This is a genomic window from Wenxinia marina DSM 24838 (genome assembly GCF_000379485.1).
In the GTDB taxonomy this organism is placed as follows: domain Bacteria; phylum Pseudomonadota; class Alphaproteobacteria; order Rhodobacterales; family Rhodobacteraceae; genus Wenxinia; species Wenxinia marina.
This window is the reverse complement of sequence record NZ_KB902290.1, coordinates 35,224-61,451: the sequence shown is the minus strand read 5'-3', so window position 1 is coordinate 61,451 and position 26,228 is coordinate 35,224. Positions and strand designations below refer to the sequence as shown.

Annotated in this window: 23 protein-coding genes and 1 tRNA gene; 12 read left to right on the top strand and 12 right to left on the bottom strand. The window is 71.2% G+C overall.

Annotated features, from left to right (window positions below):
- Positions 1-11 precede the first annotated feature (11 nt).
- Positions 12-746: a CAF17-like 4Fe-4S cluster assembly/insertion protein YgfZ gene (gene ygfZ, locus A37W_RS0111220; protein WP_018303133.1), complete on the top strand. Its 735-nt coding sequence runs from the start codon at positions 12-14 to the stop codon at positions 744-746.
- Here the strand turns inward: ygfZ and A37W_RS0111215 are convergent.
- Positions 733-1,566 carry an inositol monophosphatase family protein gene (locus A37W_RS0111215; RefSeq protein WP_018303132.1) on the bottom strand — a complete coding sequence of 278 codons (834 nt, stop codon included), beginning with the start codon at positions 1,564-1,566 and terminating at the stop codon, positions 733-735. The two genes, ygfZ and A37W_RS0111215, sit on opposite strands and share 14 nt — an antisense overlap.
- Before the next feature lie 254 nt (positions 1,567-1,820).
- On the opposite strand from A37W_RS0111215, the gene A37W_RS0111210 reads away from it, so the two are divergent.
- Together A37W_RS0111210 and A37W_RS0111205 are read left to right on the top strand one after the other, a co-directional pair.
- Positions 1,821-2,162, top strand: coding sequence for a DUF6280 family protein (locus A37W_RS0111210; protein WP_018303131.1), 342 nt, complete (start codon positions 1,821-1,823; stop codon positions 2,160-2,162).
- A 106-nt stretch (positions 2,163-2,268) separates the two neighbouring features.
- Positions 2,269-3,726, top strand: a complete 1,458-nt coding sequence (locus tag A37W_RS0111205; RefSeq protein WP_018303130.1) for a cobyric acid synthase — start codon at positions 2,269-2,271, stop codon at positions 3,724-3,726.
- A gap of 922 nt (positions 3,727-4,648) precedes the next feature.
- On the opposite strand, the gene A37W_RS0111195 is transcribed toward A37W_RS0111205, so the two are convergent.
- Positions 4,649-6,034, bottom strand: a complete 1,386-nt coding sequence (locus A37W_RS0111195) for a TolC family outer membrane protein (protein ID WP_026198438.1) — start codon at positions 6,032-6,034, stop codon at positions 4,649-4,651.
- Positions 6,035-6,096: 62 nt separating this feature from the next.
- Positions 6,097-6,750, bottom strand: coding sequence for a protein-L-isoaspartate O-methyltransferase family protein (locus tag A37W_RS0111190; protein WP_018303127.1), 654 nt, complete (start codon positions 6,748-6,750; stop codon positions 6,097-6,099).
- A 151-nt stretch (positions 6,751-6,901) separates the two neighbouring features.
- Between A37W_RS0111190 and A37W_RS0111185 the strand changes: the two genes are divergently transcribed.
- Positions 6,902-6,975 (top strand) — tRNA-Cys (locus A37W_RS0111185).
- Positions 6,976-6,996: 21 nt separating this feature from the next.
- On the opposite strand, the gene A37W_RS0111180 is transcribed toward A37W_RS0111185, so the two are convergent.
- From A37W_RS0111180 to A37W_RS0111170, 3 genes are all read right to left on the bottom strand, one after another.
- On the bottom strand, positions 6,997-8,127 hold the full coding sequence (locus A37W_RS0111180) for an arginase family protein (protein ID WP_018303126.1): 1,131 nt from the start codon (positions 8,125-8,127) through the stop codon (positions 6,997-6,999).
- 10 nt (positions 8,128-8,137) lie between these two features.
- Positions 8,138-8,662 carry a glutathione peroxidase gene (locus A37W_RS0111175; protein WP_018303125.1) on the bottom strand — a complete coding sequence of 175 codons (525 nt, stop codon included), beginning with the start codon at positions 8,660-8,662 and terminating at the stop codon, positions 8,138-8,140.
- Between the two features lie 71 nt (positions 8,663-8,733).
- Positions 8,734-9,942 carry an MFS transporter gene (locus tag A37W_RS0111170; protein WP_018303124.1) on the bottom strand — a complete coding sequence of 403 codons (1,209 nt, stop codon included), beginning with the start codon at positions 9,940-9,942 and terminating at the stop codon, positions 8,734-8,736.
- 302 nt (positions 9,943-10,244) lie between these two features.
- Between A37W_RS0111170 and A37W_RS21560 the strand changes: the two genes are divergently transcribed.
- Positions 10,245-10,733, top strand: coding sequence for a TIGR02444 family protein (locus A37W_RS21560; protein ID WP_018303123.1), 489 nt, complete (start codon positions 10,245-10,247; stop codon positions 10,731-10,733).
- A gap of 229 nt (positions 10,734-10,962) precedes the next feature.
- Here the strand turns inward: A37W_RS21560 and A37W_RS0111160 are convergent, their stop codons facing one another.
- The gene (locus A37W_RS0111160) at positions 10,963-11,718 is read right to left on the bottom strand and encodes a helix-turn-helix transcriptional regulator (RefSeq protein ID WP_018303122.1); all 756 of its coding nucleotides are present in this window, start codon (positions 11,716-11,718) and stop codon (positions 10,963-10,965) included.
- 102 nt (positions 11,719-11,820) lie between these two features.
- Here A37W_RS0111160 and A37W_RS0111155 point away from each other — a divergent pair, with 102 nt between their 5' ends.
- The 6 genes from A37W_RS0111155 to A37W_RS0111130 all read left to right on the top strand — a co-directional run bounded on the left by A37W_RS0111155 (position 11,821) and on the right by A37W_RS0111130 (position 19,545).
- Entirely contained in the window at positions 11,821-12,348 is a 528-nt protein-coding gene (locus tag A37W_RS0111155) for a VOC family protein (RefSeq protein ID WP_018303121.1), read from the top strand.
- A gap of 156 nt (positions 12,349-12,504) precedes the next feature.
- Positions 12,505-14,043 carry a UbiD family decarboxylase gene (locus A37W_RS0111150; protein ID WP_018303120.1) on the top strand — a complete coding sequence of 513 codons (1,539 nt, stop codon included), beginning with the start codon at positions 12,505-12,507 and terminating at the stop codon, positions 14,041-14,043.
- Positions 14,036-16,045, top strand: coding sequence for a TRAP transporter permease (locus A37W_RS0111145; RefSeq protein WP_018303119.1), 2,010 nt, complete (start codon positions 14,036-14,038; stop codon positions 16,043-16,045). Before A37W_RS0111150 ends, A37W_RS0111145 begins: the two co-directional genes overlap by 8 nt.
- Positions 16,042-17,046, top strand: a complete 1,005-nt coding sequence (locus A37W_RS0111140; protein WP_018303118.1) for a TAXI family TRAP transporter solute-binding subunit — start codon at positions 16,042-16,044, stop codon at positions 17,044-17,046. Before A37W_RS0111145 ends, A37W_RS0111140 begins: the two co-directional genes overlap by 4 nt.
- 59 nt (positions 17,047-17,105) lie before the next feature.
- A complete protein-coding gene (locus A37W_RS0111135) occupies positions 17,106-18,287 on the top strand; it encodes an alpha/beta hydrolase (RefSeq protein ID WP_018303117.1) in 1,182 nt (393 codons plus the stop codon).
- Between the two features lie 55 nt (positions 18,288-18,342).
- On the top strand, positions 18,343-19,545 hold the full coding sequence (locus tag A37W_RS0111130) for an FAD-dependent monooxygenase (protein WP_018303116.1): 1,203 nt from the start codon (positions 18,343-18,345) through the stop codon (positions 19,543-19,545).
- A gap of 366 nt (positions 19,546-19,911) precedes the next feature.
- Here the strand turns inward: A37W_RS0111130 and A37W_RS0111125 are convergent, their stop codons facing one another.
- Both A37W_RS0111125 and A37W_RS0111120 read right to left on the bottom strand, forming a co-directional pair.
- Positions 19,912-21,456 carry a UbiD family decarboxylase gene (locus A37W_RS0111125; protein WP_018303115.1) on the bottom strand — a complete coding sequence of 515 codons (1,545 nt, stop codon included), beginning with the start codon at positions 21,454-21,456 and terminating at the stop codon, positions 19,912-19,914.
- Between the two features lie 83 nt (positions 21,457-21,539).
- Positions 21,540-21,917: a MarR family winged helix-turn-helix transcriptional regulator gene (locus tag A37W_RS0111120; RefSeq protein ID WP_081617094.1), complete on the bottom strand. Its 378-nt coding sequence runs from the start codon at positions 21,915-21,917 to the stop codon at positions 21,540-21,542.
- Positions 21,918-22,058: 141 nt separating this feature from the next.
- On the opposite strand from A37W_RS0111120, the gene A37W_RS0111115 reads away from it, so the two are divergent.
- Positions 22,059-22,904 (top strand): p-hydroxycinnamoyl CoA hydratase/lyase, encoded by an 846-nt coding sequence (locus A37W_RS0111115; RefSeq protein WP_018303113.1) that lies wholly within the window; start codon positions 22,059-22,061, stop codon positions 22,902-22,904.
- Positions 22,905-23,091: 187 nt separating this feature from the next.
- On the opposite strand, the gene A37W_RS0111110 is transcribed toward A37W_RS0111115, so the two are convergent.
- The 3 genes from A37W_RS0111110 to A37W_RS0111100 form a co-directional block, all read right to left on the bottom strand.
- The gene (locus A37W_RS0111110; RefSeq protein WP_040753908.1) at positions 23,092-24,624 is read right to left on the bottom strand and encodes a tripartite tricarboxylate transporter permease; all 1,533 of its coding nucleotides are present in this window, start codon (positions 24,622-24,624) and stop codon (positions 23,092-23,094) included.
- Entirely contained in the window at positions 24,624-25,082 is a 459-nt protein-coding gene (locus tag A37W_RS0111105) for a tripartite tricarboxylate transporter TctB family protein (RefSeq protein ID WP_018303111.1), read from the bottom strand. The genes A37W_RS0111110 and A37W_RS0111105 overlap by 1 nt, the downstream gene beginning before the upstream one ends.
- A 92-nt stretch (positions 25,083-25,174) precedes the next feature.
- Positions 25,175-26,167: a Bug family tripartite tricarboxylate transporter substrate binding protein gene (locus A37W_RS0111100; RefSeq protein WP_018303110.1), complete on the bottom strand. Its 993-nt coding sequence runs from the start codon at positions 26,165-26,167 to the stop codon at positions 25,175-25,177.
- Between the last annotated feature and the right edge of the window lie 61 nt (positions 26,168-26,228).

Here is a 26,228-nt window from a genome sequence, read left to right as displayed (position 1 = left end):
CGGAGGCGATCATGGGCGAACGGACGATCATCGCGGTGAGCGGCGAGGACCGGGTGGAGTTCCTGCAGAACCTCGTCACGAACGACGTGCGCCGCGCGGAACCCGGCGGCATCGTCTACGCCGCCCTCCTGACGCCGCAGGGCAAGTACATCGCCGACTTCTTCGTCGTCGGCGAGGCGGAGCGGCTGCTGATCGACGTCGACGCGGCGCTGGCACCCGACCTCATGCAGCGCCTGACGATGTACAAGCTGCGCGCGAAGGTCGCGCTGGAGGAGACGGAGCTGCGCGTCCGCCGCGGCACCGGCCCCGCCCCCGACGGCGCCCTCCCCGACCCGCGGCACACCGCGCTCGGCTGGCGGCTCTACGGTGCGGAGGGCGGCGACGACGGCACCGACTGGGACGCGCTGCGGGTGGAGCATCTGGTGCCCGAGGCGGGGGTGGAGCTGACGCCCGACAGCTACATCCTCGAGGCCGGGTTCGAGCGGCTGCACGGCGTCGATTTCCGCAAGGGCTGTTACGTCGGGCAGGAGGTGACGGCCCGGATGAAGCACAAGACCGAGCTGCGAAAGGGCCTCGCCGCGGTGACGGTCGAGGGGCCGGCCGGGACCGGGACCCCGATCGAGGCGGACGGCAAGGAGGCCGGCACGCTACTCACCCGCGCCGGCGATCGGGCGATCGCGTGGCTGCGCTACGACCGGGCCGAGGGCGAGATGCGCGCGGGCGAGGCGACGGTCAGGCGGGTCTGAAGACCGGGCGGAAGATCTCCGCCGCCGCGTGCCACGCTTCCTCCGACCCGGCGACCAGCAACGGGCCCTCCGTGACGCCCGGCCCGTACTCCATCCCGTCCAGCGTGCGCGCGACGCCGCCGGCGCGGCGCACGATCAGCGCGCCGGCGAGGTGGTCCCACGGTTTCAGCTGCAGAGACAGCGCGAACTCGGCGTGACCGGAGGCGATGACGCGGTACTCGTGCGCCGAGCATCGCAGCGACGTCGCCCGGGCGAAGCGCGGCATCGTCGCGGCGAGCGCGGGGCGCAGCGCGGCGGGCGCGAGGCCGAGGGGGACGAAGCCGGTCATCCGCTCCGGCCGGTTCTCCCTGGATGTCGCCAGCGTGACCCGGCTTGCGTCCGACCGGATCAGCTCCGCCGGGCCGTCCTCCGCCGCCTCGATCCCGTCGTCGCAGACCGGATCGTGCAGCAGCCCCCAGACGGTGCGCCCGCCTTCCGTCACCGCGAGGATCATGCCGAAGGCGGCGATCCCGGCGCGGAAGTTCCAGGTCCCGTCGACAGGGTCTATCACCACCGCCCGCGCGGCATCGGCCAGGCCCTCCGGCAGGTCCGGCCGCTCCTCCGTCGCCTCCTCGCCCACGACCAGCGCATCCGGCCAGAGGCTGCGCACCGCCCCGGTCAGCGCGGCCTCTGCCTCGGTGTCGGCAACGGTGACGAGGTCGGCCGGCCCGGTCTTGGTCTGCACCTCGCCCTCGTCCAGACGGCGGAAGCGGGGCAGGACCTGATCGGCGGCCGCCTTGCGGACCGCGGCGACGAGATGAGCACGCTCAAGGGGCGTCATGCGTTACCTTTCTCTTAGGGCCTGTCGGTCAATCATCATGTCGCCGCGTTGGCAATTTCTTGATGGAACGATGACAGACTCTATATGTTGCTCGATGATGCTGGGGGCGTCAGCGATATGACGGGTCTGCCCACGACGAGATATGCACCTCGCGCATGGCTGCCATTCCTGAAAAGGGGGGCAGAATCAGTCCGAAGTAGGCATATTGCGCCGACCCCCGGGGTGGATCAAGAGCAACAAAAAAAGGACGGAGCATGACCGATTTCGTTGACGGCACCGCGTACAACAACGAGCAGGGCAACCGCGCCCGCAAGCTGTTTGCCGCCGTGGTGCTCGCCGCGCTCGACGATGCGATCGCCGACGACAAGAAGTACGGCAACGGCCCCGAGCAGATCGCTCGGTGGGCGCGCTCGCGCGACGGGCGCGAGGTGCTGACCTGCGCCGGCATCGACCCGAACGAGCGGGTCGTGACCGGCCTGATGGACTTCGTGGGCCGCGGTGTGCGGACCTCGGTCGCGCTGTCCCGCGAAGAGAGCGAGCGTCGCCACGCGGCTGCCGCCGCCGAGGCCGCCGAGGCCGAGGCCCGCGCCGCCTGATCGACACTGAAGCTGCCGAATGACGAACGCGGTCCCCATCGGGGGCCGCGTTCGTCGTTTCCGGGCCCCCTTCCCTCGCCCCGCCCGGCCCCCTATCGAAGGCGCCATGGCACGGGCGATCATGATCCAGGGCGCGGGCTCCAACGTCGGCAAGTCGCTGATCGTGGCCGGACTCGCGCGGGCGGCGCTGCGCCGCGGCCTTTCGGTGGCGCCGTTCAAGCCGCAGAACATGTCGAACAACGCCGCCGTCACCGAAGACGGGGGCGAGATCGGCCGCGCGCAGGCGCTGCAGGCCCGCGCCGCGGGGCGCGCGCCGCTGACCGACATGAACCCCGTCCTGCTGAAGCCCGAGAGCGAGGTCGGCGCGCAGGTGGTCGTGCAGGGCCGCCGGGTGGCGACCGTCGCCGCGCGGGACTACGCGGCGCTGAAACCCTCGCTGATGGCGCCGGTGCTGGACAGCTTCCGCCGGCTCGCCGCGACTGCGGACCTGGTGGTGGTCGAGGGCGCGGGCAGCCCGGCGGAGGTGAACCTGCGGGCCGGCGACATCGCCAACATGGGCTTCGCCGAGGCGGCCGGCGTGCCGGTGATCCTGGCGGGCGACATAGACCGCGGCGGCGTGATCGCGCAGCTCGTCGGCACCGCTGCGGTGCTCGACCCGGCGGATCGCGCCCGCATCCGCGGCTTTCTCGTCAACAAGTTCCGGGGCGACCCGTCGCTGTTCGCGGACGGCGTGACGGCCATCGCGGACCATACCGGCTGGCGGCCGCTCGGGGTGCTGCCGTGGTTCGCCGACGCCTGGCGCCTGCCGGCCGAGGACATCCTCGACATCGCCTCGCGCCCCGGCGGCGCGCTGAGGATCGCGGTGCCGCGGCTGGGGCGGATCGCGAACTTCGACGACCTCGACCCCCTGTCCGCGGATCCCGGCGTCACGGTCGAGATCGTGCCGCCCGGCCGCGCCCTGCCCGGCGACGCGAACCTGATCCTCATCCCCGGCTCCAAGAGCACGATCGCCGACCTCGCCCTGATCCGCCGCGAAGGCTGGGACATCGACATCCGCGCCCACCTGCGCCGCGGCGGCCGGGTGCTGGGCATCTGCGGGGGCTACCAGATGCTCGGCCGGCGGGTGGCGGACCCCGGCGGGATCGAGGGGCCGCCCGGCACGGTCGAGGGGCTGGGATTGCTGGACGTCGAGACGGTGATGCGGCCCGAAAAGCGGCTGTCGATCACCGCCGCGCACGAGGTCGCCTCGGGCGAGGCGGTCGAGGGCTACGAGATCCATATCGGCGAGACGACGGGCCCGGACACCGCGCGCGCGTGGCTGCGCGTGGACGGACGCCCCGAGGGCGCGGCCTCGCCCGACGGGCTGGTGGCGGGCTGCTATCTGCACGGCCTCTTCGCCGCCGACGGCTTCCGCCGCGCCTACCTCGCGCGGCTGGGCGCCGCGCCGGAGGCGGGGCCGGGCTACTGGGCGGGGGTGGAGACGGTGCTGGACGCGCTCGCCGCGCAGATGGAGGCGGCGCTCGACGTCGATGCCATCCTCGCCCTCGCGGGCGAGGTCAGCTGAGGTCGCCCGAAAAGGAGCGGTGGATCTCGCGCCGGACCAGACGGCGCACGTTCCGCGTGATCCGCTCGCCCAGTTCGCCCGCCAGCTCCTCCCGCAGGACCTCGGCCACCAGGCGGCGCAGCGCGGCCTCGTCGAGCTGTGGCGCCACGGCGGCCTGCTGCGGAGCGGCGGGGGCCGGAGCCTCGGGCGCCATATCCAGGGACGCTGGGGGGGCGGCCACAGCGGCGACCTCCGCCGACGAGACCTCCTCGACCGGGGCGGCGTCATCGGACGGACGGATATCCTCCACGGCGTCCGGCGGCACCACGGCAGCGGCGCGGCGCTGCGCCCGGCTCGAGATGAAGGCGGCCTCGGACGCCTCGGCCCCGGCCCAGTCCATGACCGGCTCGNCCTCGCTGCCGTCCGGTTCCCAGTCCTGGACCTGGCGGGTCACGGCGGCCTCCAGCTCGGCGATGGTCGCCTCGAGCATCGACCGGTCGGGCAGGCCCAGCGTCGCGGCGGGCGGCATCGCGGGTGCGTCGTCCTCGTCGTCCGCGCCATCGTCGGCCGCGAACGGCCCGAGGGAGAGCGGCTTCGCCTCGTCGGCCGGATCGGCCGCCGCCGTGGCTACGCCGGCTTCGGGCACATCGTCAGCCGCTTCGCCGTCCGCCCCCCCGGCCGCGTCGTCCGTTTCCATCTGCGGCGGAACGGACGCATCGCGCGCGATTCGCAGCGCGGGCGTCAGGACCAGCGCCCCGGACTCCGCCCGGTTGGCGGGGGCCGGCTGTGCCCGGTCCCCCATCGTGACGAGCCTGCGGATCGAGGACAGCACGTCCTCGATGTCTGTATTGGTTGCCTGATCCGGCATTGTTCACCTGCCTTGCGCCCCGCGCCCATTCTAGGCGCGAGGCGTCTCCGTCACAACCGTTGCGAAGAATTGCGATCAGTTCCGGCCGATCGATTCGAGCACGCGGTCAAGGGCGCGCCCCTGCTCGGACAGCGCCGGCGGGGCGTTGCGCACGAGGTTGTAGTAGGCGGCGGGGTCGTAGATCTGGACGCGCAGGCCCAGATGCTCGGCCGTCAGCAGCCCCATCGCGGCGAGAAGGCTGTAGGTCGCGATCGTCTCGTCCACCTGGGACGAGACGAGGTTGGCGCGGGCGTCCAGCAGCTCCTGCTCGGCGTTCAGCACGTCGAGCGTGGTGCGCGCGCCCAGCGTCGCCTCCTCGCGGACGGACCGGAAGGCGACGGTCGCGGCGCGGACCTGCTGGTCGAGGGCGACGGCGCTGGCGCGGGCCACCTCGAGCTGGGTCCAGGCGTTGGCCACGTTCTGCGTCACGCCCTGGACCGACAGGTGCAGGCCCGACCGGGCCGCGTCGCGGCGGGCCATGATCTGGCGCACCGCACTGGCCAGACGCCCGCCCTGGTAGATCGGGCCCGAGAGGTTGAGGCCGACGCCCGCCCGCTCGTTCCCCTCGAGGTCGGTCGAGACCGATCCCTGCAGCGTCAGGTTCGGCCGCATCGCCGCCTCGGCGCGAGCGATGTTGATCTCGGCCGCCGACACGTTGTGACGCGCCTCGTCGATCGCCGGATGGGTCCGGACCGCGATGTCCTGCGCCTCGTCCAGCGTCGCCGGCACCGAGACCGGGCCGGCGGGCGAGAGGTTGCCGGGCGCCCGGCCCACGGCGGCGGCGTACTCGGCCACCGCGCGGGCGAGCGCGCCTTCCTCGGCGGCCAGCAGGCTGCGGGCCGCGGCAAGCCGCGCCTCGGCGAGGCTCACGTCGGTGCGCGTCACCTCGCCCACCTCGAAACGGTCCTCGGCGGCGCGCAGCTCCTGCGTGATGAGACGGAGGTTGTTCTGCCGCAGCGTCACGAATTCCGTGTTGCGGCGCACCTCCATGTAGGCCGCCGCGATCCGCAGCAGGATGTCCAGCTCGACCGAGCGCAGCGAGGCGCGGGTCGCGAGGACCAGCTCCTTCTGCGCGTCGACGGCCAGGCGGTTCGCGCCGCCGTCATAGAGGGTGATCTGCGCCGTCAGCTGGAGGTTGGCGGTGATCTGGTCGCCGACGTCGTCCTGAAACGCGGTCCGCGGCGCGTTGAACTGGGTCGAGGCCGACCAGTTGACCACCGGCAGGAGCGCGCCCACCGCCTGCGCCACGTCCTCGTCCGCGGCGCGCAGCAGGGCACGGTTCTGCTCCAGGAGGCCCGAAGCCTCGTAGCCGAAGGCCAGCGCGTCGGCGATCGTCTCGGCCGCTGCCGGCGCGGCCATCACCGCCGCCACTGCGAGCGCCGCGGCCGCCCGCCTGCCCTGTCGTCCCAGACGTCTCAGCATCGCCCATGATCTCCTGCTCGCGGCACCCGTTCCGGCGCCTGCCTCGCCAAGGACCGCGCCGTTCAGAAGCTGAACGCGGCCGTCGTGCGGAACCCGCTCAGGACCGGCGCGCCTGCGTTGAACGCATAGCGCCAGCCGACCCGGCCGTCCGTCTTGTATCCGATGCGCGCGGTCCCGAGGCCCGCCTCGGCGAAGATCGCACCGATCCGGCCGCCGTCCTTGAGCTGATCCAGCAGCGCCTGCGGCACCTGCTCTACCGCGCCCTCGATCAGGATCACGTCGTATGGCCCGCCCTTGGCGTGCCCCGCCTCGAGCGGCCCCTCGATGACCGCAGCGTTGTCCACGCCCTGATCCGACAGCGTCGCCTGCGCCTCCTCGGCGCGGCCGGCATCGTCCTCGACGCCGACGACGAATTCGGCCAGCCAGGCGAGGATCGCGGTCGAGTAGCCAAGCCCGCAGCCGACGTCGAGAACCACGTCGCCGGGCCGGATCTCCATCCCGTCGAGGAACTTGGCGAAGGTCCGCGGCTCGAGGATCACCCGGTCGCCGCCGAGAGGGATGCTCTCGCCCATGTAGGCGGCCTCGCGGCGCCCCTGCGGCACGTAGGCCTCCCGCGGGACGTTCAGCATCGCCTCGATGATCGGATACTTGGTGACGTCGGACGGCCGCACCTGGGTGTCGACCATCATGCGGCGGCGGGTTGCGAAATCGACCACGGGCTGAACTCATCGGTTCGGAATGACGTCGGCCCCCGTGATGCCACAGCCCACCGGGGCCGGCAACGGCCGATGACACGCGCGGCACACCCTGTGGCCCCGCCGCCGCCCTTGCGCGCCTCCGCGGTCATGCTATACGGCGCAGACCTTCGGCGAGTTGGCGGAGTGGTTACGCAGCGGATTGCAAATCCGTGCACACCGGTTCGATTCCGGTACTCGCCTCCATCCCTTCCCCGGCCCCTCCCCTCAGACCCAGACCTTCAGCCGCTCGTGCAGCGCGGCCACGCGGGTGCGGACCTCGTCGCCTATGGGGCCGCCGCGGGGCGGGTCGCGCAGGGTCGTGAGCCACGGTTCGGGCGGGACGCGGGTGCGGGTCGGGCCGGGCCAGGTCAGGGCGCGCAGGACAGCCTCGGCGGCGGGCGGCAGGCGGTCCGGGATCTCCTCGCCCGCGAGCGTGCCCCAGAGGCCGGTCCAGAGGCGGCCGACGGACCACGGGTTGTACCCGCCGCCGCCCAGAGCCAGCATCCGCGGCGCCAGCGGCCGTAGGGCCGCGGCGATCGCCCAGTGGGCGTTGTTCGACAGGGCCATCTTCGATTGCGGATCCTCCAGCACGGCATCGGCGCCGCATTGCAGGACGATCGCGTCGGGCCGGAAGTCGCTCACGGCCGGCAGGATCAGCGCCTCGCGCGCGAGGGCCATCTCGTCGTCGTGGCAGCCCCGCGGCACCGGCAGGTTGTAGACCCCGCCCCCGCCGACATCGCCCAGCGCACCGGTCCGCGGCCAGCGGTTCTCCTCGTGGACCGAGATCATCAGCGTGTCGGGGTCCTGCCCCAGCGCCGCCTCCACCCCGTCGGGGTGGTGCGCGTCGATGTCGACATAGCCGATCCGGCGCACACCCTGCCGCCGCAGCGACAGGATCGCGAGGACCGGATCGTTGAAGTAGCAGAAGCCGTTCGCGTAGTCGGGAAAGGCGTGGTGCGTGCCGCAGGCGGGCGCGTAGACGGTGCCGCCCTGCGCCAGCAGCTCCCCGGCCAGAAACGCCGCCCCGGCGGAGGTGGCGGGGCGGCGGAACATCTCGGGGAAGACCGGATTGGCGTGGGTGCCGATGTTGTGGCGGGCGCGGACCTCCGCGCTCACCGCCTGCGCCGCCTCGGCGGCCCGCAGGGCGGCGACGTAGTCCGGCGTGTGGAAGGCGTGCAGCGCGGCGGGCCTGGCGCGCGGGCTGGTGACGAAGCGCGGCGCCGGCAGCCAGCCCAGCGCGCGGGACAGGTCCATGACCGTCGAGACGCGGGGGATGCGCAGCGGGTGCCATCCGCCGTAGGACGAGCGGCGGTAGATCTCGTGCCCGATGAAGAGCGGGCCGTGCGCGACGCTCATGGGGCGGCGATCATCCGGGCGACAGCGCCGCCTCGACCGCCGACACGATGGCCGGCGAGGTCGGCCCCACGGTCGAGCCCCAGCTCGCCACCACCGCGCCGTCCGGCCCGACCAGCACCTTGTTGAAGTTCCAGCCCGGCACGAACCCGGTCTCCGCCGCGACCCAGGCGTAGAACGGATGCGCCGCGTCGCCGACGACGTGGGTGATCTCGGTCATCGGCAGGTCGAGGCCGAAGGTCATGGCGCAGAAGTCGCGCACCTCCGCCTCGCTGCCCAGCTCCTGCCGGAAGTCGTCCGACGGCACGGCGAGGACGACGAGGCCGCGGTCGCGGTAGGCGTCGTAGAGGTCCTGCAGATCGCCGTACTGCGAGGTGAAGGCGCAGAGCGAGGCGGTGTTGGCGACCAGCACGGGCCGCCCCGCCCAGTCGGCCATGTCGTACTCGCCCCCGTCGATGGAGGCGAAGCGGAAGCTTTCCAGCGCCGCGGCGGGAAGCGCCGCGAGGGCGGAAAGGACGAGAAGGAGGCGAAGCAGCATGGCGGAACCCGGCACCGATGTAACGATACCGTGCTCAAGATAGCCCGCCGCCCGCCGCGGTCGATATCCCGCTAGCGCCTCTCGTCCAGAGGCGGCAGGAACCACGCCAGCAGCCCCGCCAGCGGCAGGAACGAGCAGACGCGGTACACCGTCTCCACTCCGTAGCTGTCCGCCATCACGCCGAGGATCGCCGCCGCGATGCCGCCGAGGCCGAAGTTCAGCCCGTAGAACAGCCCGCCGATCAGGCCGATCCGGTTCGGCAAGAGGTCCATCGCGTAGATCAGGATCGAGGCGAAGGCGCTCGCCATCACCAGGTTGATGAGGATCGTCAGCACGCCGGTCCAGAAGAGATCCGCGTAAGGAAGGATCAGCGTCAGCGGCAGCGGCCCCAGCACCGAGATCCAGATGATCCGCTGCCGGCCGATCGCGTCGCCGACGATGCCACCGATCAGAACGCCCACCGCCGCCGAGATCAGGAACACGAACAGCATCATCTGCGAGGCCGGGATCGACAGGCCGAACCTCTCGATCAGGTAGAAGGTGTAGAACGAGCGGAAGCTCTCGCCGTAGGCGTTCTTGGTGAACATCAGGACCGTCAGCACGACGAGGCCGATGATGATCGTGGAGGTGGCGTGCGGCGCCACCGTCCGCTCCTTGCTGCGGCGGGCGCGGTTGTCGGCGAACTCCTGGCTGATGAGACGCTGCTTGCTGCCGATCCAGGTCAGCAGCAGCATCGCCATCAACGCCACGACCGCGAACCAGGCGAGGCTCCCCTGCCCCCATGGCACGATGATCAGCGCGGCGAACACCGGGCCGAGCGCGCCGCCCGCCTGTCCGCCCACCTGGAAGATGCCTTGCGCCAGCCCTTGCCGGTCGCCGGCGGCGTAGCGCGCCATCCGCGTCGCCTCGGGGTGGAAGATGGACGAACCGATGCCGATCAGCGCCACCGCCATCAGGATCGCCGCGTAGCTGCCCGCGAAGGCGAGGCAGACGAGGCCCGACAGGGTGAACATCATCCCCACGACCGGCGAATAGGGCGCCGGGTAGCGGTCCGTCACCAGGCCCATCACCGGCTGCAGCAGCGAACCCGCGATCTGGAAGGTCAGCGTGATCAGGCCGATCTGCACGAAGTCGAGGCCGAAATCATTCTTGAGGATCGGGTAGGCCGCCGGGATCACCGACTGCATCAGGTCGTTCAGCAGGTGCGTCACGCCGAGGACCGCGAGGACGGCGAGGTGCGTGCGGGGGCGGAAGACGGTGGTGGTGGCGGTGGTGGTCATCGGACGGACTCGCAACGGGCGACGCGGGGTGCAGATGGTCACGAGACGGCGCCGACGGCAAGCCGGCAGGTCGCGGGCGGGGCGGCCGCCGAGGCCGTCCAACCCGGGGGACCGGGAAAGGGGCGCTGCCCCTCTGCGCCTGACGGCGCATTCACCCCGGAGGTATTTGGGGCAAGATAGGGGAGCATGTGGTGGTGCGCTGGATTGCGGGCCGGGCGCCCTGCCCGCGCCGTGAGCTTGCTTGGCCGGTCCGGCATGCCCATACCGGACAGGACGGGCGGACCCGCCCCGAGGAGGGACAGATGCGGTTCTGGGATTTCTCGCTGACCTTCTACGGCGACGACGCGGTGCAGGCGGCCTGCCTGGCGGCGCAGGACGAGCTCGGCGCCGACGTGAACGTGCTGCTGTACCTGCTGTGGCGCGCCGGCCGTGGCGAAGCCCTGGACGCCGCCGGGGTGGCGGCAGTGGACGCCGCGGTCGCGCCGTGGCGGCGCACCGTCGTGGCGCCGCTGCGCGACGTCAGGCGGGTGCTGAAAGGGGCGGAGCTGCTGCCGGACCGGGAGGCGCAGGAGAGCCTGCGCAACCGGATCAAGAAGGTCGAGCTGGACTCGGAGCGCGCCGAGCAGGAGCTGCTGGAGCGGCTGGAGATCGCGCCGGCCGAGACGGGCCGGCCGGTGCGGGAGGCGGCGGCGCGGAGTCTGGAGGGCTATGCGGCGGGGCTGGGAACGTCCTTTCCATCGGGGCTGGTGGAGACGTTTCTTGCGCGGCTCGATGCCGTGAGGGCGGGCTGAGGGCGGCCTGCCGTTCCGCGAGCGCCCGGGTTGTCGAGCGAGGTCCCGGGTCAAGCCCGGGACGGGGAGCGCTAGCACGATCCCTGCCTGAGTGACCCGCAGATCGGGAAAAAAAAGGCGCAGAGCTTGCACGTTAGCGACAAAGATCACCCGCCCCGGACCTGACCCGGGGCCCCGATCGGTACCGGGCGACGCCGCCTCGTATGCAAGCCGTCCCGCGGTCGCCGCCTCACCCCGGTCCCGTCAGCCCCTCCAGCCTCTCCCGCAACTGCGCCCGGCCCGAGACGCCGAGTTTCTGGCAGGCGCGCCGCCGGTAGGTCACGACGCTGCTCTCGGCGACGCCAAGCCGCTCTGCGATACGGCCCTGCTCCTCCCCCCGCGCATGCAGTGCCGCGACCTCCGCCTCGCGCCGGCTGAGGCCGGAGCCGGCGAGGCGGCGGGCGACATCCTCCGGCCCGGCGGCGGGGCGGGCCGACAGCAGGTCCGCGTGCCGGGCGATGGCGGCGTGCAGGAAGCCCGACATCTCGGTGAAGGCCGCGATGTGGCCCGGCTCGAACCGGCCGGTCGCGCTGGCGCGGTAGGCGTTGGCGATGATCGCCGGCCGCCCCGCGCGGTACAGCGACAGCCGCTCGGCGACGCCGCCCTCGCCGTAGCATTCGCGCTGGTAGTCGAGGTCGCCGATGCCCCCCGCCGGCCGCTTCAGCACCTGCACGCTGCGGTGCGCCCGGCCGAGCGTCGACAGCGCCGCGGTGTCCCGGCGCCAGTAGCGCTGCACGTAGCGCAGCGAGGCGATCCGCGCGAAGGGCGAGGCGCCGGGCGCCGCGCTCTCGGCGACAAGCGTCACCGGCGGGCCGTCGTCCACGGTGAAGACCGAGCAGAGGTCCGCCCCCGCCCGACCGTGCAGCAGCGCCATCAGCGCCGCGCCGAAGCCCGGGCCGCCCACCGCCGCCACCAGGGGCGCCGCGTCGTCGAAGGCCGATCCCATCTTGTCCCCCCTCGGAGAGGACAGGAGCGTCGGCCGGGACGGCTATCTTGTCAACAGACCGATGCGCCATCCGTGCGCGCGACCATGAGGAGGAGCACCAAGATGACCCAGCCCCCCAAGATCAAGGGCCTCTACCATTATTCCTTTCCCTGCCGCGATGGCGAGGAGACGCGGGCCTTCTACGAGGACATCCTCGGCCTGCCGCTGGTCGCCTGCATGATGGCCGACAAGGTCCCGTCCACCGGCGAGGAGAAGCCGTACTCGCACTTCTTCTTCGAGATGGGCGACGGCAGCTACATCGCCTTCTTCGACCTCGGCGAGAACGAGATGCCCAAGCCCTCGCCCAACACGCCCGACTGGGTGATGCACTTCGCGGTCGAGGTGGACAGCGTCGACGAGGTGCTGGCGATGCGCCAGCGCCTGAACGATGCCGGCGTCAAGACGACCGACCTCGTCGATCACCATTTCATCAACTCGATCTACTTCTTCGACCCCAACGGCCTGCGCCTCGAGGTGACGGCCCGCGTGGACGAGCCCGGCTACCTGGAGCAGCAGGCCAAGGAAGCCCACGGCGAGCTCGCCAAGTGGACGGAAAAGAAGAAGAAGCTGAACGCCGAACGAGCTGCCTGATCCGGCCCGGGGACGAGGCGGCGATCGCCGGACGGCGGCCCTTCGGGGTCGCCGTTCGCGTTTCCGGGAGGCGGGACGGCGGCGGTTGACCCCGGCTCGGGATTCGTCCATGGTCAAACGCGATGTGATAAAGACAAATCCATCGCCGGGAGGATCATGGATACCGCGCACGACGTCGATACCGGCGGCCTCGACCGCTTTGCCTTGCGCCCCTTTCTGGGCCGCCTCGCGGCGACCGGGGAGCTGGAGGTGCGGGAAGGAGCGACCGCGCTCGGCGACGTGGCCGCGGCGCTGGAGGGCAATCCGAAGGCCGTCCTGTTCGAAGATGCCGGCGGCGCGCCGCTGATCGGCAACCTCGCCGGCAGCCGCGCCCGGATCGCGATGGCCTTCGACACCGACGTGCCGAACCTGCTGCCGACGGTGCTCGATCGGCTGACCCGCAGTCCCGGCACCGCCGAGATCCCGCGCGACGCCGCCCCGGTGCAGCAGGTCGTGCTCCAGGGCGAGGAGGCGGACTTCGCCGCCCTGCCCGTCCACCTGCAGCACGGCATGGACGGCGGCCTCTACATCTCGTCCGCGATGGACGTGGCGGCCGATCCCGACACCGGCCTCACCAACGTCGGCATCCGCCGCCTGATGCTGCGCGGGCGGCGCGAGGCGGGGGTCGATCTCGTCTCTCCCAGCGACCTCAAGGCGCTGTACGAGAAGGTCGCGAAGACGGGCCAGCCGCTGCCCGTCGCTTTCGTCGTCGGCAGCCACCCGGTCGACCACATCGCCGCCACCATGCGGATCCCGCGCGACGAGGTGGGGCTGATCGCCTCGCTCCGCGACGGGCCGCTGCCGGTGGTGAAGTGCGTGACCAACGACCTGATGGTTCCCGCCGACGCGGAATACGTGCTGGAAGGCTACCTCGACCCCGCCGGCCACGTGGAGGCGGAGGGACCCTACGGCGAGTTCCTCGGCTACTACGGCGGGGTCAAGCGCAACCCGGTCTTCCACCTGACCGCCGTGACGCACCGGCGCGACGCGATCTTCCAGACCTCGACCATCGCCGGCCGCGACATGGAGACGACGGACAGCGCGCAGCTGATCGCGCTGCGGACCGAGGTGGCGATCTGGCGGGCGCTGGAGACGGCGATCCGCGAGCCATTGAACGTGCACGCGACCACCGCCTCGGGCGGCATGTTCAACGTGCGCGTCTCGATGCGCCAGCGGGTGCCGGGCGAGGCGCGCAACGCCATCGCCGCCGCCTTCGGCGCGCTGGCGAACGTCAAGCACGTCTTCGTCTACGATCCCGACATCGACATCTTCTCGGACCGGCAGTGCGACTGGGCGCTGGCGACGCGATTCCAGGCGGGGCGCGACCTCGTCCTGATGGACGGGCTGCGCACCCTGCCCCTCGACCCCTCGCTTGCGGGGGCACGGACCGGCTCCAAGGCCGGATTCGACTGCACCATGCCGCCCGACGTCGCCGCCTCGCTGGAGGCGCGGATCCCCAAGGCGCCGACCTGGGAGGGCGGAGCCTTCGACAGCGTCGAGGCGGCGCTGGCGGACGGGCCCAAGACGTACGAGGCGCTGATGGTCGCCATCGGCACCCGCGACGGGCGCGAGATCCTGGAGGTGTTCGACCGCCTCCGGGCGGAGGGACGGCTCGGCCGGACGGCCGACGGGTTGTGGACGAACGGCGATGAGTGATCTCGGCACCACCGAAGCGCAGGCCTCCCGCGTCGCGGGGGCCGAGGAAGAGGGCGATGCCGGCCGGATCCGGCGCCTGTCGGGGCTGTCCCGCGGCATCGGCCAGGCCGCCTTCGTCCTGCCGGTCCTCGCCGCCGCCCTCTGGGCGGTGGAGGCGCAGCACTACGTCGGCGTCCTGATCTTCAACGAGCAGTTCCTCGCCGCGATGCTGGGCCTCGGCCTCGCCGCGACGTTCCTGAACGTGAAGGCCCGCACCGCCGAGCCGGGCGACCGGGTGCCCGTCCACGACTGGATCCTGGCGGCCGGCGCGCTGGTCGTGACCGGCTACGTCGTCGTCAACTTCCGTACCCTGGTGCACGAGCTGTCGTCGCTGGAGCCGCTGCGCATCGGCCTCGGCGTCCTCGCCGTCGCGCTGATCGCCGAGGCGACGCGCCGGCTGATCGGCTGGACGCTGGTCGTCGTGGCGCTGTTCTTCATCCTCTACGCCCGTTTCGGCGACCTGATGCCCGGCGTCTTCGCCGTTCCGCCGTCGAGCTGGGAGAGGATCGCGGTCTACGTCTACCTCGACACCAACTCGATCCTCGGCACGCCGCTGAACGTCGCGGCGAACACGATCGCGACCTTCATCCTGTTCGGCGCGATCCTGAAGGCGGTGAAGGGCGACACCTTCATCACCGACCTCGCGATGCTGGGCATGGGCCGCTTCCGCGGCGGGCCGGCCAAGGTGTCGGTCGGCGCCTCGACGCTGTTCGGCACCGTCTCGGGCAGCGCGGTGTCGAACGTCGCCATCGTCGGCCCAATCTCGATCCCGATGATGGAGAAGGCGGGCTATCCCCGCCAGCACGCCGCCGCGATCGAGGCGGTCGCCTCCACCGGCGGGCAGATCATGCCGCCGGTCATGGGCATCACGGCGTTCCTGATGGCCGACTTCCTGTCGATCCCCTACTCCACCGTCGTTCTCGCCGCCCTGCTGCCCGCGATCCTCTACTACGTCGCGGTGTTCGTGCAGGTGGATCTCGAGGCGGCGGCCCGGGGCCTCAAGGGCGTCCCGCGCGAGGCGCTGCCCCGCTGGGCGCCGACGCTGCGCCGGCTGCACCTTCTGCTGGTGCCGCTCGCTGTGCTGATCTGGACGATCATGTTCGCCTACTGGTCGCCCGGCCGCGCCGGCCTCGCCGCCGCCGGGACCGCGCTCGTGATGGGCCTCATCACCCCCAGCGCCCGTCCCGGCCTGCGGGTCCTGTGGAACGCGGTCGTCTCCACCGGACAGACGGTCGCGAACATCCTCGTCCTCACCGCCATCGCGGGCGTGGTGATCGGCGCGATCCAGCTGTCCGGCCTCGGCTTCTCGATGTCGTCGATCCTGCTGGCGCTCGCCGGCGACGAGGTGATCCTGATCCTCGTCATGACCGGCCTCGTCTGCGTCATCCTCGGGATGGCCCTGCCGACGGCGGTGATCTACACGATGCTCGCAGTCCTGGTGGCGCCGGCGCTTGTGCAGCTGGGCGTCGACCGGCTCGCCGCGCACATGTTCATCTTCTACATGGGCATGCTGTCGATGATCACGCCGCCGGTGTGCTTCGCGACCTTCACCGCCGCCTCCATCGCCCGCGCCCCGTTCTGGCCGACGGCCATCGCGGGCATGCGCTACGGCATCGCCGCGTACCTTCTGCCCTTCGTGTTCCCGTGGAGCCCGGGTCTGCTCATGCAGGGCGGGCCGGTGCAGGTCGCGCTCGCCTTCGGCACCGCCTGCATCGGCGTCGCCGCGATCGCCGCCGGCCTCGTCGGCTTCCTCTTCCGCCCGCTCGGCCTCGTGCCGCGCGCGCTGTTCATCGCGCTCGGACTCGCCGCGATGCTGTCGCCGTTCGTCGGCACCGCCACGCTGATCGCGAACGTCGTCGGCCTCGCCGGCCTCGCGCTGATGACCGCCGGCACCTGGATCGCGGCGCGCCGCGACGGGCCGGCCCCCGCCACGACCACAACCGTCACAGGGAGGACGACATGACCACCGATCTCAGGAGCCTCGCCGCCGCGCTGGCCCTCACGGCCCTGCCCGTCGGCGCCGCCGCGCAGACCATCGCGATGGCGACCGACCAGCCCGGCACCACCTTCAACACCGTCGGCAGCGCCATCGCCAACGCGGTGAGCCAGAACTCGGACGTCAACGTGATCGTCCGCACCTATGCCGGCCCCGCCGCCTGGGCGCCGGTGGTGGATACCGGCGAGGTCGCGACCGGCGTGATGAGCGCGAACAGCGCCTACCAGGCCTATTCCGGCGAGAACGAGGCCGAGACCGCCTACACCAACCTGCGCCTGATCCGCTCGGGCGACGCGTCGCTGCAGCTCGGCATGCTGGTCCGCGCCGACGGCCCGATCCAGAGCTACGAGGACCTCGCCGGCGCCCGCATCTCGTCCGACTTCGGCGGGCACCTGTCGATCGGCAACTCGCTGCTGGCGACGCTGACGACGCAGGGGCTGACCTGGGACGACGTGACCCCGGTGCCGGTGACCGGCGCCAACGACGGCATCGATGCGCTGGTCGCCGACCGGCTCGACGCCACCTGGGCCTCGGTCGGCCAGCCCCGCGCCCGCGAGGCGGACAGCCAGATCGGCGTGCGCTACCTGTCGGTGCCGAACACGCCCGAGAACGAGGCGATCTTCCAGGAGTACGTGTTCCCGGGCGCCCGCATCTCCACCGCGCCCGACGGCGCCGCGCCCGGCGTGATCGGCGACACCAACCTGCTCAGCTACGACACCTACGTCGTGGCGAACGCCGACGTCGACGACGCCACCGTGACCGCGCTGCTCGAGGGCATGCTCGCCGCGGGCGAGGAACTGCAGGGCGTGCATCCCAGCCTCGCCGGCTTCACCCCCGAGGCGGCCGTCACCTCCGCCCCGGTGATCCCGTACCACGACGCCGCCATCGCCTTCTACAAGGAGCAGGGCATGTGGACGGACGAGGACCAGGCGCGCCAGGACGCGCTGCTGGCCGGCGGGACCGAGTAAGGAACGACCGGCGGGTCCGGCCCCGGCCGGGCCCGCCCAACGAGGGACGGGCAGACCACATGACCAAGACCGACTGGCGGCGCAGCCTGCAGATCGTCTCGTTCGCCGAGACGACCAAGGCGACCGAGGTGTACGGCTTCGCCGGCAATTCCGGCAAGGTGAACCTCGAGGGGCAGCTCCTCGCCGGCGACACGCCGTCCCGGACGGTGCTGATCTTCATGCACCCGACCTCGACGCTGCAGCTGTTGCCGATGCCGATGGCGCTGGCCGATGCCGGCTACCACGTCCTGTGCGCCGCCAGCCGTTACGCCCGCAACGACAGCGCGCTCATCATGGAGAAGGTCGCCCTCGACCTCGGCGCCTGGATGCGCCACGCCCGCGAGACGCTGGGCTACGAGAAGGTCGTCCTCGTCGGCTGGTCCGGCGGCGGCTCGTTGTCCCTCTTTTACCAGGCCGAGGCCGAGAGCCCGTCGATCACCCACTCCCCCGCCGGCGATCCCGTGGACCTGACCACCGCGGGCCTGCAGCCCGCCGACGGCGTCATCTTCATCGCCGCCCACCTCAGCCGGGCCGAGACGCTGACCGAATGGCTGGACCCCTCCGTCCTCGACGAGACCGATCCCGACCGGCGCGACCCCGAGTTCGACATCTACGCCGCCGACTGCCCCCACCAGCCCCCCTACTCCGCCGGCTTCGTCCGCCGCTTCCGCGAGGCGCAGGTGGCGCGCAACCGGCGCATCACCGCCTGGGCGCAGCAGCTGCTCGAGGATCTGCGCCGCCGCGACACGGCCGAGGTGGAGCGCGCCTTCGTCACCCACCGCACGATGTGCGACGTCCGCTGGCTCGACCCCACGCTCGACCCCAACGGCCGCAAGCCCGGCTGGACCTACATGGGCGACCCGCGCACGGTGAACGTCGGCCCCGTCGGTCTCGCCCGCTATTCGACCCTGCGCTCCTGGCTCAGCCAGTGGAGCTACGACCTGTCGAACGCCAAGGGCCCGCTGAACGCCGCGCGCATCCACCGCACGCCGGTCCTGCAGATCGTGAACGGCGCCGACGACGCGGTGCCCGCGACCCACAACCCGGCGATCCGCGCCGCGCTCGCCACGCTGGACGCCAGCTACCACGAGATCCCCGCGGCCACGCACTACTACCTCGGCCAGCCGGGCCTCCTCGCCGAGTGCATCGCCACCGTCGAGGAGTGGCTGGACCGCCATGGCCTCGCGGGCGACCGGGTTTGATATTAACATACAATACTGCCTCCAGTAGAATGGAGACGTGCGGAGGGACCACAGGATGAGCGACAGCACGGAAGTCATGATCGCCGGCGCCGGGATCGGCGGCCTCACCGCGGCGCTCGCGCTGTTGCAGCGCGGCTTCGACGTCACGGTGTTCGAGCAGGCGCCCGAGCTGAAGGAGCTGGGCGCCGGCATCCAGATCGCCGCCAACGGCAGCCGCGTGCTGATCGAGCTGGGGCTGGAGGACGAGCTGGCCCCCATCGTCTGCGATGCCGCGGCCAAGGAAGTGCGGATCTGGAACACCGGCCAGCGGTGGAAGCTGTTCGACCTCGGCCAGGATTCCGTCCGCCGCTTCGGCGCGCCCTACTGGATGGTGCACCGCGGCGATCTGCACCGCGTCCTCTACGAGGCCGTGAAGCGGCTGAAGCCCGATGCCGTGGTGCTGAACGCCCGCGCCGCCGGCTTCACCCAGGGCGACGGGCGCGTCACGCTGACCCTCGAGGACGGACGCTCCTTCGAGGCCGACGTCCTGATCGGCTGCGACGGCGTCCATTCCCGCCTGCGCTCGCAGATGTTCTCCTCGCCGCAGGCGCGCTTCACCGGCCTCATGGCCTGGCGCGGCCTCGCCCCCATGGACCGGCTCTCGCCCGAGCTGCAGCGCCCCGTCGGCACCAACTGGGTCGGCCCCGGCGGCCACGTCATCACCTACCCGATCCGCGGCAACGAGCTGCTGAACTTCGTCGGCCTGACCGAGAACCGCGAATGGAAGAGCGAGAGCTGGACCGAGGCGGGCACGATCGAGGAGTGCAAGGCGGACTTCGCCGGCTGGCACCCGCTGATCCACGAGATCATCGACACGCTCGACACCCCCTTCCGCTGGGCGCTGGTGGAGCGCGAGCCGCTGCCGAAATGGACCGAAGGGCGCGTGACGCTGCTCGGCGACGCCTGCCACCCGACGCTGCCCTTCCTCGCCCAGGGCGCGATCATGGCGATCGAGGACGGCCTCATCCTCGCCCGCTGCCTCGAGGCGGCGGACGACCCCGAGGTCGCGCTGCAGACCTACGAGGGCCTGCGAAACGAGCGTACCGCCGCCATCGTCCGCGGCAGCCAGGCCAACCTGCACCGCTTCCACAACCAGGCTCTCGCCGACCCGGTGGGCGCGGTGGAATATGTCGAGCGCGAGTGGGAGCCCGAGAAGGTCCGCATGCGCTACGACTGGCTGTTCGAGTACGACGCGACGCAGCTGCAGATCAGCGCCTGACCCCTGCCACCCGGGAGGGGCACCCGCCCCCGCCGCAGACCCTGATTCGGAGCCACCATCGCCTGAGCCCGTGAAGGCGGGCCCGGCGGCCGGGGTCACGGAAAATCGCCGAGGGGCCCCGCCCGCTCCGGGCGGGGATACGGCTATTTTCCTTGACGCCGGACGACGGGGCCGCCAGGGCGAGGATCAGGCGATGGTGGCTCCGAGGCAGGCGCTGCTTTGGTGAACCGGAGCTGACCGCGACGCCACCACCCCGCCCGACGCCGCGGCCGGAGCGCGAACGAAATTCGATGAATTTCGTTCTGCCCCCCGGGCGAAATTTCGACGAAATTTCTGCCGTCTACCGCCAGCCGCCGTCAGCCACCGTCAGCCGAGGAAGTACCGCCCGCGATCGTCGCGATCGAGCCCCTGCCCCCGCAGCCCGTCCAGCGCACGCACGATCTCGCGCCCGTCGCGGCTGCCGGTCGCCGCCATCAGCTCCTCGAACCGCTTCGGCCCGTCCCGCAGCGCCGCCTCCAGGCTGTCGAACCGCGCGCCCTCGTAGGTCGGCGCCGCCGGGGTCTGCAGCTCCCAGCGGTCCGCGTGCTCCATCGGCCAGGTCAGATCGTAGCCCGCCTTCGCCCCGGTCCGCGCCCCGTGCAGCGACGGATCCAGCGGCGACAGCCGCACGCCGGTCGCGATCACCAGATCCCGGTCCGCCTGGAACCGCGTCCCGAAGGCCCATTCCACCTGCTTGTCGTCGAACACGTCGATGTCCTCGTTCATGACGAAGACGTTCTTCACCCCTACCGCGCCGAGCACGGCATAGAGGGCCGAGCGCGCCTCGCCCGGATAGGTCGGCCGGATCGAGAAGCGCATCGACATCGACCCGCCGGCCGAGACCGGCGCGTAGACCGCGACCGGCTGGCGCGCGACGCCTTCCAGCGCCGACCAGACCGCCATCTCCATCCGCAGCGCCTCCAGGTTGGAGGTGTCGGTCAGGTCCATGCGGTTGCCCGAGATCGTCGCCGTCTGGAACACCGCGTCGCGGCGGCGGGTGATCGCGGTGACGTGGAAGACCGGGTTCGTCTTCACCCCGCCGTAGTAGCCCAGGTACTCGCCGTAGGGCCCTTCCTTCTCGACGTAGCCGGCCTCGTGGAAGTAGCCCTCGATCACCATCTCGGCGTCGGCGGGGACCATCAGGTCGTTCGTCACGCACTTCACCACCGGCAGCGGCGCACCGCGGAGCGACGAGATCAGCGCCAGCTCGTCCCGCGGCTCCTTCATCACCGCCGAGACCATGTCGATCGGGTGGCAGCCGACGACGTAGGCGACCGGCACCCGCTCGCCCCTCGCGCTCGCGGCCATGTACATGACCCGCAGGTCCGACGGCGCGATCAGGTCGACGCCCGCGGTCCGCGGCCCGCGCAGCATCAGCCGCCGCATCCCGCAATTGCGCCGGCCGGTCGCCGGGTCGGCGGTGTAGTCGATGGTGGCCGAGATGTAGGGCGCGCCGTCCAGCCCGTGCTGCAGGTGGACCGGCAGCGTCAGCAGGTCCGCCGCGTCGCCCTCCAGCACCTCCTCCTGCACCGGCGCCTCGGCGCGGGTCAGCTCCACCAGCTCGGGCGCGTTGGACAGGCGCCGCTTCACCTCGCGGGCGACGTCCGCCGCGGGCACGCCGAAGGCGCGGGCCAGCCGCGCGCGCGAGCCGACGACGTTGCCGGCCAGCTCCTGCTTCTCCGGCCCGGCCTGGCGGAACAGGACCGCCTTCTCGCTCGATTGCAGGATCGCCGCCACGTCGGCGAGGTCGACCGGCTCCTCCCGGATGTCGAGCTCGCCTTCGGCGGCAAGCTCGTCGAGGAACCGGCGCAGGCGAAAGCGGTCGAGATCCAGGGCCGTGCCGTCGGCCGGCGCGCGCGTGGTGGCGGTCATTGTCGTCCTCCCGGGGATGTGTCCCGGCGAAGTCTAGACAGCCCGCTTCACCTTATCAAACGCGATTATACATCGCGCAACATTCAGCCGTCTCGCAGCCGCGCGATCCGCGCCCGGAGGAGGTCGTTCAGCCGCTCCGTCTCGGCGCGGTCCATGTCGCCGAACACCGCGCGCTCGGCCGCGTCGGCGATGCCGTCGCACTCACGCAGCAGCGCCCGCGCCTCGTCGGTCACCTCGGCCAGCAGGATGCGCCGGTTCGCCTCGCTCTCGCGCCGGACGATGAGGCCCCGCCGCTCCAGCGCCGTCACGCTCTCGTTCATCGTCTGCGGCGTGACGAAGAACCGCCGCGACAGCTCGGCCGAGGACATCTGCCCGCGGTCGCGCACCAGCGTCAGGATCGTGTACTGCAGCCCGTTCAGCCCGTGCGGCCGCAGCCCGTCGTCGAGGGCCCGGCGGATCATCAGGTTCAGCTGGTTCAACAGGTAGATCGTGCGCGGCCGGCGCGCCGCCGCCCTGTCCGTTTCGATGTCGTTCTCCGTTGACAGTATCAGGCCTCCTTATATCCTCCTGGCCGATCCTAGCGGGCCAGGGAGGGCCGGACAATGACGCAGGCAGAGACAGCGCGGGGCTGGGGCGAGGCGGTGACGGTCGAGGTGACCGACGGCGTCGCCTGGGTCACGCTGAACCGCCCCGACAAGCGTAACGCCATCAACCCCGCCATCGTGCGCGAAATGACCGCCGTCCTCGACGCGCTGGAGGGCGACCCGGCCGCCGAGGTTCTGGTCATCACCGGCGCCGGCGAGGCGTTCTCGGCCGGGCAGGATCTGAAGGAATACTTCCGCGAGACCGAGGGCTGGCCCCCGCACGAGCGCGAGCGCCTGTTCGCCCAGAACGCCGCCTGGCAGTGGCGGCGGCTGATGCACTACCGCAAGCCGACGATCGCGATGGTGAACGGCTGGTGCTTCGGCGGGGCGTTCCAGGTGCTGGTCGGCTGCGACCTCGCCATCACGGCCGAGGACGCGACCTTCGGCCTGTCCGAGATCAACTGGGGCATCATCCCCGCCGGCATCGTGACCAAGTCGGTCAGCATGGTCATGCCCCAGCGCGACGCGATGTACTACATCATGACCGGCGAGACGTTCGACGGTCGCCAGGCCGCCGAAATGCGGCTGGTGAACCGCGCCGTCCCGCGCGAGGCGCTGCGCGGCGAGGTCGAGAAGCTCGCAGCGACGCTCCGCCAGAAGAACCCCCACGTCCTGCGCGCGGCCAAGAGCGCGTATCACCATGTCCGCCAGATGGGCTGGGAGCAGGCGCTGGAGTACCTGATGGCCAAGGCCGACGCGACGAAGTTCCGCGACCCCGAGCAGGGCGACGTGAAGGGCATGGCGCAGTTCATCGACGAGAAGCGCTACAAGCCCGGCCTCGGCGCCTACGACCGCGACAGCTGATCCGGCGCCATCGGCGAGAGATGCAGGGCCGCCCCCGACGGGGCGGCCTTTTTGGTTCGAAGGAAAGCCGCCCTCCCGGGGCGGCCTGCTCGCATCCCAGGCCGTTCGTCCCGCCCCCCGAGAGCTCCCAACGCGAACGGCCGCCCGGGTGGGGCGGCCGTTCCTCGACCCTTCGGAAAGGCGCGCCCTACTCGGCCGCCTGCTCCTCGGCGGCGCGCATCTGGCGGCGCATCCGGCGCGTCTTCATCGCGCCCCAGAACGACCAGACGATGATGAAGAGCGAGATCAGCAGGAACGTGGCGCTGATCGGCCGGGTCAGGAACTCGGTATAGTCGCCGCGGTACAGCTGCAGGCCGCGCCGCAGGTTCTGCTCCAGCATCGGCCCGAGGATGAGGCCGAGGACCAGCGGCGCCGGCTCGAACTTCAGGTACTGCATGACGCAGCCGAGCAGGCCGAAGAACAGCAGGACGCCGAGGTCCACCACGCTGCCGTTCACCGAATAGACGCCGATGCAGATGAAGGCGATGATGAACGGGTACAGGACCGAGTAGGGGATCGACAGGATCCGCACCCACATCCCGATCAGCGGGATGTTGAGGATCAGCAGCATCAGGTTGCCGACGAGGAAGCTCGCCGTGAGGCCCCAGAACAGGTCCGGGTGCGAGGTCAGGACCTGCGCGCCGGGCTGGATGCCGTGGATGATCATCGCCCCCATCATGATCGCCATGATGACGTCGCCGGGGATGCCGAGGGTCAGCGTCGGGATGAACGCGGTCTGGACGGCCGAGTTGTTCGCCGCCTCGGGCCCCGCGACGCCTTCGATCGCGCCCTTGCCGAACCGTTCGGGGTGCTTCGAGACCTTCTTCTCCAGCGCGTAGGACATGAAGCTTGCCAGCAGGCCGCCGGTCCCGGGCAGCGCGCCGAAGAACGCGCCGAGGCCGGTGCCGCGGATGGCGGCCGGGACCGCGCGCTTCACCTCGTCGCGGGTCGGGATCATCGAGGCGAAGGTGATGTCCTTCGACCGGATGCGCGAGCGCTGAAGGTGTCCCGCGTTGCGGATGATCTCGGGCAGGCCGAAAATGCCGAGCGCGATCGCGACCAGAGGCAGGCCCTCGTACAGCTCGTCCACGCCGTAGGTGAAGCGCAGCAGGCCGGACGTCAGGTCGCGCCCGACGAGGCCGAGGATCAGGCCGAAGAAGATCATCGCCAGCGCCCTGAACGGCGATCCCGATCCCAGCATCGCCGCGGCGACGAGGCCGAGGACCATCAGCGAGAAGTACTCCGGTGCGCTGAACCTCAGCGCGGCGGCGGCGAGCATCGGCGAGAAGATCGCCATGATGATCATGCCGATCGCGCTGCCGAAGAACGACGCCGTGGCGGTGGTGAACAGGGCGACGCCCGCCCGGCCGTTCCTGGCCATCGGGTAGCCGTCGATGCAGGTCACGGCCGAGGTCGGCGTGCCCGGCAGGTTCAGCAGGATCGACGCGATCCCGCCGCCGTAGTTCGAGCCGTAGTAGATGCCGGCCAGCATGATCAGCGCGTAGGTCGGCTCCAGCCCGAAGGTCAGCGGCAGCAACAGCGCGATCGCGGCCAGGGCGCCGATGCCGGGCAGGACGCCGACGAAGGTGCCGAGCGCGACCCCGATGAAGCACCAGCCGAGGCCCGCGGCGCTGAGCGCGACCGAGAAGCCGAGCGAGAGGTTGGCGAAGAAATCGGACATCATGGCCGCCACCGGAACACGTCGACCGACATGCTGAGGCCGATCTTGAAGATCAGGACGCAGACGACGGGCACGACGATCGTGAGGATGAGTTTCTGAAGGAGCGAGGATTCGCGGTCGGCCAGCGTGCCGAGGAACACCGCCACCGCGGTCGCCGGCACCAGGCCGAACCGCTCGATCATCAGGGCGAAGGAGGTGACGGCGGCGAGCACGAGAAGGATCGAGCGCGCCGACGGCAGGTTGCCGAACTCGGGCGCCTCCTCGACCGGGCGACGGCCCTGCAGGATCAGGGCGATCCCGATGACCACCATGATGAGGCCGATGTAGAAGGGAAAGTAACCCGGACCCATGCTGCGGGCCGATCCCATGGCCAGGCCGGAGGCCTCGAACAGGGACAGGGCGGCGATCACCAGCACGAACAGGCCGGCGAGGACGTCGATTTTGTTGAGATTGCGCAAGGACTGCTCCCGCAAATGGCCTCTGCCGGGCCTCGGACGTATGGCGGGGGTCCTGTGGGAGGACCCCCGCCGCGCGGCGCCTCAGGCGGCCGTCAGTTCTTGGGCAGGTCGGCGATCTCGACGAGCTCTTCCGCCTCGTCCACCGACTCCACCATCATGGCGTCCACTTCCTCGGGCGAGGCGACCCAGACGTCCCCGCCCATCGAGTTCAGGAACGCGGTCGTCTCCTCGTCCTCGAGGGCGGCCTGGAACATCTCGTTCAGCTTCATCACCACGTCGTCCGGCGTCTCGGCCGGCACCCAGGCGGCCCACCAGCCGATCTGCGCGACGTCGAGGCCGCTCTCCACCAGCGTCGGGATGTCGGGCGCGATGCCCATCCGCTCGCCCGCGCCGGTTGCGAGCACCCGCATGGTGCCGTCCTCGGCGTGGACCATGGCGAAGACCGGATCGGCGACGCCGAAATCCACCGCGCCCGACATCAGGTCGACGAGGGCGTCGGGGCCGGTGGCGTACTGCACCTCGACCGGGTTCACGCCCAGCGCCTGCACGTAGGCGGCGCCGAGGACGCGGCCCGAGGTGGCGGTGGTTGAGTAGGTCGCATCCTCGCCCGCCTCGAGCAGGAACGCGTTCAGGTCCTCGATCGTCTGGTGCGGCGAATCCGCGGGGACGAGGATGTAGAACGGCTGCCGGTTGATCGCGGCGACGCCGCGCAGGTCGGTGCGCGGGTCGATCGGCGGGTTGTTCCACAGGTGGTAGTTCATCGCGGTGGACGACCCGGCATGGACGTAGACGGTGTAGCCGTCGGGGTCCGCGCGCGCGGTGAACTCGGCCGCGATGTTGCCGGCGGCGCCGGCCTTGTTCTCGACGATGACCGTCGCGCCCGACGTTTCGGACACCGCCTCGGCGAGGTAGCGCACGAGCACGTCGGCGCCGCTGCCGGCCGGGAACGCGCATACGAAGGTGATCGTCTCGCTTGGGAAATCGTCCTGCGCGAAGGCGGGTGCCGCGAGCGATCCGGTCAGCATCGTCGCGCCCATCAGGCCCATGGCCATCCGGCGCGACAGGTTCATCTTCCACTTGGTCATCTGTTTTCCTCCCTGTGAAGTCGTCTCCGGCGGCGACCTGTCTCGGCCCCTCGCCCTGCCG

Excerpts from the sequence above, each read along its gene's own strand:
- ygfZ (WP_018303133.1), top strand. The coding sequence starts at position 12 with ATGGGCGAACGGACGATCATCGCGGTGAGCGGCGAGGACCGGGTGGAG.
- A37W_RS0111215 (WP_018303132.1), bottom strand. The coding sequence starts at position 1,566 with ATGACGCCCCTTGAGCGTGCTCATCTCGTCGCCGCGGTCCGCAAGGCG.
- A37W_RS0111210 (WP_018303131.1), top strand. The coding sequence starts at position 1,821 with ATGACCGATTTCGTTGACGGCACCGCGTACAACAACGAGCAGGGCAAC.
- A37W_RS0111205 (WP_018303130.1), top strand. The coding sequence starts at position 2,269 with ATGGCACGGGCGATCATGATCCAGGGCGCGGGCTCCAACGTCGGCAAG.
- A37W_RS0111195 (WP_026198438.1), bottom strand. The coding sequence starts at position 6,034 with ATGCTGAGACGTCTGGGACGACAGGGCAGGCGGGCGGCCGCGGCGCTC.
- A37W_RS0111180 (WP_018303126.1), bottom strand. The coding sequence starts at position 8,127 with ATGAGCGTCGCGCACGGCCCGCTCTTCATCGGGCACGAGATCTACCGC.
- A37W_RS0111175 (WP_018303125.1), bottom strand. The coding sequence starts at position 8,662 with ATGCTGCTTCGCCTCCTTCTCGTCCTTTCCGCCCTCGCGGCGCTTCCC.
- A37W_RS0111170 (WP_018303124.1), bottom strand. The coding sequence starts at position 9,942 with ATGACCACCACCGCCACCACCACCGTCTTCCGCCCCCGCACGCACCTC.
- A37W_RS21560 (WP_018303123.1), top strand. The coding sequence starts at position 10,245 with ATGCGGTTCTGGGATTTCTCGCTGACCTTCTACGGCGACGACGCGGTG.
- A37W_RS0111160 (WP_018303122.1), bottom strand. The coding sequence starts at position 11,718 with ATGGGATCGGCCTTCGACGACGCGGCGCCCCTGGTGGCGGCGGTGGGC.
- A37W_RS0111155 (WP_018303121.1), top strand. The coding sequence starts at position 11,821 with ATGACCCAGCCCCCCAAGATCAAGGGCCTCTACCATTATTCCTTTCCC.
- A37W_RS0111150 (WP_018303120.1), top strand. The coding sequence starts at position 12,505 with ATGGATACCGCGCACGACGTCGATACCGGCGGCCTCGACCGCTTTGCC.
- A37W_RS0111145 (WP_018303119.1), top strand. The coding sequence starts at position 14,036 with ATGAGTGATCTCGGCACCACCGAAGCGCAGGCCTCCCGCGTCGCGGGG.
- A37W_RS0111140 (WP_018303118.1), top strand. The coding sequence starts at position 16,042 with ATGACCACCGATCTCAGGAGCCTCGCCGCCGCGCTGGCCCTCACGGCC.
- A37W_RS0111135 (WP_018303117.1), top strand. The coding sequence starts at position 17,106 with ATGACCAAGACCGACTGGCGGCGCAGCCTGCAGATCGTCTCGTTCGCC.
- A37W_RS0111130 (WP_018303116.1), top strand. The coding sequence starts at position 18,343 with ATGAGCGACAGCACGGAAGTCATGATCGCCGGCGCCGGGATCGGCGGC.
- A37W_RS0111125 (WP_018303115.1), bottom strand. The coding sequence starts at position 21,456 with ATGACCGCCACCACGCGCGCGCCGGCCGACGGCACGGCCCTGGATCTC.
- A37W_RS0111120 (WP_081617094.1), bottom strand. The coding sequence starts at position 21,917 with ATGATCCGCCGGGCCCTCGACGACGGGCTGCGGCCGCACGGGCTGAAC.
- A37W_RS0111115 (WP_018303113.1), top strand. The coding sequence starts at position 22,059 with ATGACGCAGGCAGAGACAGCGCGGGGCTGGGGCGAGGCGGTGACGGTC.
- A37W_RS0111110 (WP_040753908.1), bottom strand. The coding sequence starts at position 24,624 with ATGTCCGATTTCTTCGCCAACCTCTCGCTCGGCTTCTCGGTCGCGCTC.
- A37W_RS0111100 (WP_018303110.1), bottom strand. The coding sequence starts at position 26,167 with ATGACCAAGTGGAAGATGAACCTGTCGCGCCGGATGGCCATGGGCCTG.